General features: G+C 47.9%; 4 protein-coding genes and 4 tRNA genes. 1 reads left to right on the forward strand and 7 read right to left on the reverse strand.

The window, feature by feature from the left end:
- The 5 genes from LZ634_RS21385 to LZ634_RS21405 form a co-directional block, all read right to left on the reverse strand.
- On the reverse strand, positions 1 to 107 hold a 107-nt coding region (locus tag LZ634_RS21385), incomplete at its 3' end, for a GTP-binding protein (protein WP_001785379.1).
- Between the two features lie 115 nt (positions 108 to 222).
- Positions 223 to 298 (reverse strand) — tRNA-Thr (locus LZ634_RS21390).
- Between the two features lie 5 nt (positions 299 to 303).
- Positions 304 to 378, reverse strand: a tRNA-Gly gene (locus LZ634_RS21395).
- A 118-nt stretch (positions 379 to 496) separates the two neighbouring features.
- Positions 497 to 581 (reverse strand) — tRNA-Tyr (locus tag LZ634_RS21400).
- A gap of 3 nt (positions 582 to 584) precedes the next feature.
- A tRNA-Thr gene (locus LZ634_RS21405) sits at positions 585 to 660 on the reverse strand.
- Positions 661 to 1,074: 414 nt separating this feature from the next.
- Here LZ634_RS21405 and coaA point away from each other — a divergent pair.
- On the forward strand, positions 1,075 to 2,025 hold the full coding sequence (gene coaA / locus LZ634_RS21410; protein WP_234508772.1) for a type I pantothenate kinase: 951 nt from the start codon (positions 1,075 to 1,077) through the stop codon (positions 2,023 to 2,025).
- A gap of 38 nt (positions 2,026 to 2,063) precedes the next feature.
- On the opposite strand, the gene birA is transcribed toward coaA, so the two are convergent.
- Both birA and murB read right to left on the reverse strand, forming a co-directional pair.
- Entirely contained in the window at positions 2,064 to 3,026 is a 963-nt protein-coding gene (birA, locus tag LZ634_RS21415) for a bifunctional biotin--[acetyl-CoA-carboxylase] ligase/biotin operon repressor BirA (protein ID WP_234508773.1), read from the reverse strand.
- Positions 3,023 to 4,051 (reverse strand): UDP-N-acetylmuramate dehydrogenase, encoded by a 1,029-nt coding sequence (gene murB / locus LZ634_RS21420; protein ID WP_234508774.1) that lies wholly within the window; start codon positions 4,049 to 4,051, stop codon positions 3,023 to 3,025. Before murB ends, birA begins: the two co-directional genes overlap by 4 nt.
- Positions 4,052 to 4,177 lie beyond the last annotated feature (126 nt).

The following is a 4,177-nucleotide window of genomic DNA, read 5'->3' on the forward strand; positions in this document are numbered from 1 at the left end:
AGTACGGTAGTGATTGCAGCAGTCAGGGTAGTTTTACCATGGTCAACGTGGCCGATAGTACCGACGTTGACGTGCGGTTTGGTACGTTCAAATTTTTCTTTAGACATCGATAGTCCCTCTAATACACGGATAAATCGGTGATATCACCACATCAACCAGACGATAAGCCTGAACTGTTGAATGCATAATTTAAACAGAGAGAAACGGGAAGGAGAAGTGAAGTGGTGCTGATACCCAGAGTCGAACTGGGGACCTCACCCTTACCAAGGGTGCGCTCTACCAACTGAGCCATATCAGCACGTCTGGAGCGGGCAGCGGGAATCGAACCCGCATCATCAGCTTGGAAGGCTGAGGTAATAGCCATTATACGATGCCCGCATCCTGAAACTCGGCTACCCAGTTCTTTCTGTGCAAAAAAAAGAGATTTCTCTCTTTTCTTTGTTTGAGCTAGTTATCTTACCAACCAACTCTGGCTTCGCAATGCTTAGCCTGAAAGTGGTGGTGGGGGAAGGATTCGAACCTTCGAAGTCGATGACGGCAGATTTACAGTCTGCTCCCTTTGGCCGCTCGGGAACCCCACCTGATGGTGCCGACTACCGGAATCGAACTGGTGACCTACTGATTACAAGTCAGTTGCTCTACCTACTGAGCTAAGTCGGCATCAAGTAGCGCGCATTCTATGGAGACACGCGGCGACATGCAACTAAAAATTTGCATAAAATGTTCTATCGCTCATGTTTTGTGCGTTTGCGCGTAAAAACCAAGCAACGTGCCAGTTTTATGACCAAAAATAGTGCTGTAAGCCCAGCAATAGACTTCTTATAGCCTGCTGGTTATGGCATAAGTTTGCCACCTGATGGTCGATTAGCTGACTTTCTCTTTCTATATAGCTATCACAACCAGATGCCAGTCCCCCACGTCAGCAATAAAGAGTGGTGTTTTCTCACGAAAGCGCCATTCATTTGGATTTTTTCTTCTTTTTCTCTTCCATCTGGTGTTAACCTCCTGCCCATTGTCCTGATTAACTTAATGTGAAGCGTCGCGTGAAATCAGCGCGGTAGCCAGAACATGCTTATGAATAAACAAGAGCAAACGTTAATGACACCTTATCTACAGTTCAATCGTAGCCAGTGGGCGGCGCTGCGTGATTCAGTGCCAATGACCCTGACTGAAGGGGAAATTACACGCCTGAAAGGTATCAACGAAGATCTGTCGCTTGAAGAAGTGGCGGAGATCTATTTGCCTTTATCACGTTTACTGAACTTTTATATTAGTTCTAACCTACGCCGCCAGGCGGTACTTGAGCAGTTCCTGGGGACGAATGGCCAGCGTATCCCTTACATCATCAGTATTGCTGGCAGCGTCGCTGTTGGGAAAAGCACTACTGCACGTGTACTGCAAGCATTACTCAGTCGCTGGCCCGAACATCGGCGCGTTGAGCTCATCACCACCGATGGTTTCCTGCATCCTAATGAGGTGCTGAAAGAACGTGGGCTGATGAAGAAGAAAGGGTTCCCACAATCCTATGATATGCGCAGGCTAGTGCAATTCGTTTCCGATCTGAAGTCAGGGGTTCCGGACGTCACTGCCCCCGTATATTCCCATCTTATTTATGATGTGATTCCTGACGGCGATAAGACAGTTACCCACCCGGATATATTAATTCTTGAAGGGTTAAATGTTCTGCAAAGCGGGATGGATTATCCTCACGATCCACATCATGTATTTGTTTCCGACTTTGTCGATTTCTCTATTTACGTTGATGCGCCAGAAAAGTTATTACAATCCTGGTATATAAATCGATTCCTTAAATTCCGTGAAGGAGCCTTCACTGACCCAGACTCCTATTTCCATAACTATGCGCAGCTTTCTAAAGAAGAAGCGATTAACGTTGCGACATCACTATGGAATGAGATTAACCTCAAGAATTTAAACGAGAATATCCTACCGACGCGCGAGCGTGCGAGTTTAATTCTGACTAAAAGCGCTAATCATTCGGTGGAACAGGTTCGCTTGAGGAAGTAATCATTAAAAAAGAAAAGGGAGCCAAGGCTCCCTTTTCTTTATTCCGCGCTACGCAGTGAGATCTCCCCACCAATCCAGGGTTTAATTATCCCATCTTGTTCAAGCAATAATGCGCCCTGTGTATCAATACCTCGGGAAATACCAAAGACTTCTTTATCACCAATAATCAATTTGACCTGTCGATTAATAAAGTTATCTAATTTATCCCAACGCGCAAGGTATGGAGCTAGCCCTTCTTGTTCAAATAGTTGTAACGCATCGTGTAATTCATTAATCAGGCGTGCCGCCAGGATATTGCGGTCAATCACAATTCCAGCTTCCTGCAAGTTGATCCATCCCTGATTAATCACATCATTTTCTACCCGGCGCATCACCAGGTTAATGCCTGCACCAATCACGATTTGCGCCGCATCTCCGGTTTTCCCTGTCAACTCGACCAGGATACCGGCTAGTTTGCGATCGTTCAGGTAGAGATCGTTTGGCCATTTTACACGAACCTTATCAGCACCCAGGCTTTGTAAAACCTCAGCCATCACGATCCCGATAACCAGACTCAGACCGATAGCAGCCGCAGGCCCCTGTTCGAGACGCCAGAACATAGAAAGATACAGATTGGCACCAAACGGAGAGAACCATTTACGCCCGCGTCGACCGCGCCCTGCCTGCTGGTATTCTGCTACACAGGCATCACCGGACTGCAGCTCGCTAATTCGGTCCAGCAGATACTGGTTGGTCGAATCGATAACAGGCAGGACGGCAACATTGCCGTAATTAACCGCGTGACGAATACGCTCCACATCCAGTAATTGAATTGGTTCTGGCAGGCTGTAACCTTTACCGGGAACGGTAAAAACATCTACCCCCCAGTCTCTTAAGGTCTGCATGTGTTTGTTAATGGCTGCCCGGCTCATACCTAATCGTTCACCCAGCTGTTCACCTGAATGAAAATCACCGTCAGCAAGCAGGGAAATGAGAGTTAATGGCACCGTAATGTCTTTCATCTTATTACCTCAACCGCGCTAACTTCACCTTTATTGCTAATAAAACGCACTTCCGGCTCCAGCCAAACGTCAAATTTGTCTCCAACCTGCTGGCGAACATAATGGGCCAGTTGAACTACGTCACAGCTCTGCGCATTATCGACGTTGACTAGCACCAGGGCTTGCTGCTGATGGACCGCCGCACCGCCTTCGGTGTGACCTTTTAACTGGCATTGATCGATAAGCCAGCCGGCTGCCAGCTTTATACTGCCATCAGCCTGCGGATAATGTGGCGCTTTCGGGAAATTTTCCAGCAGCTTCGCGGCATATTCGGCGCTGACGACCGGGTTTTTAAAGAAGCTACCGGCGTTACCATTCACCTTAGGATCAGGCAATTTGGTCATTCGCATATGACATACGGAGTCGAATACGTCTCGTGGCGTAACCGTTTGTGGGTCCAGTCGGGTAAGATCGCCGTAGGTAAGAACCGGCTGCCATTTTTTTGCCAGACGGAAACCAACGGCAACAATGGCGAAACGGTTCTGATAGGCATGCTTGAAGATGCTATCACGATAACCAAACTGACATTGTGCAGCGGATAGGCGCTGCCGCTCACCGGTAGCCAGTTCAATACAGTCCACATACTCGCAGACATGTTGCAGTTCGACGCCATAGGCACCGATATTCTGGATAGGGGAAGATCCGGCGCAGCCAGGGATCAATGCCAGATTTTCCAGGCCTGGCATATTATTTTCTAATGCAAAACGTACTAGCTCATGCCAGTTTTCTCCGGCGCCAACGTGCAGATGCCATGCATCAGCCGTTTCACTCACCCCGATCCCTTTAATTCGGTTAAGAATTACGGTACCGGAATAGTCTTCCAGAAAAAGTACGTTACTTCCTTCACCCAGAATCAAAACTGGCAAGCCTTCCAGGGTAGATTGCTGCCAGGCGCTCAGTAATTGTTGTTCATTTTCAGCGCTTACGATGTGTTTAGCATTATGGTCAATGCCGAAGGTATTCCAGGGTTTCAAGGAGTGGGTCATGATTGCTTTCCTGATGCGATATCCACGGTAGTTTACCGTATCTGTAGCGGGAAGGCTTGCGGTTATATAGGAGGGAAGGCTCCCGGAGCTGGCGGGTAATAGCCGTTTTTTACTACTGTACAGACG

The organism is Kluyvera intermedia (assembly GCF_021440345.1).
Taxonomy (GTDB): domain Bacteria; phylum Pseudomonadota; class Gammaproteobacteria; order Enterobacterales; family Enterobacteriaceae; genus Kluyvera; species Kluyvera intermedia_A.

Bases quoted from the DNA above. Each gene is read 5' to 3' on its own strand.
- coaA (WP_234508772.1), top strand. From the start codon at position 1,075: ATGAATAAACAAGAGCAAACGTTAATGACACCTTATCTACAGTTCAAT.
- birA (WP_234508773.1), bottom strand. From the start codon at position 3,026: ATGAAAGACATTACGGTGCCATTAACTCTCATTTCCCTGCTTGCTGAC.
- murB (WP_234508774.1), bottom strand. From the start codon at position 4,051: ATGACCCACTCCTTGAAACCCTGGAATACCTTCGGCATTGACCATAAT.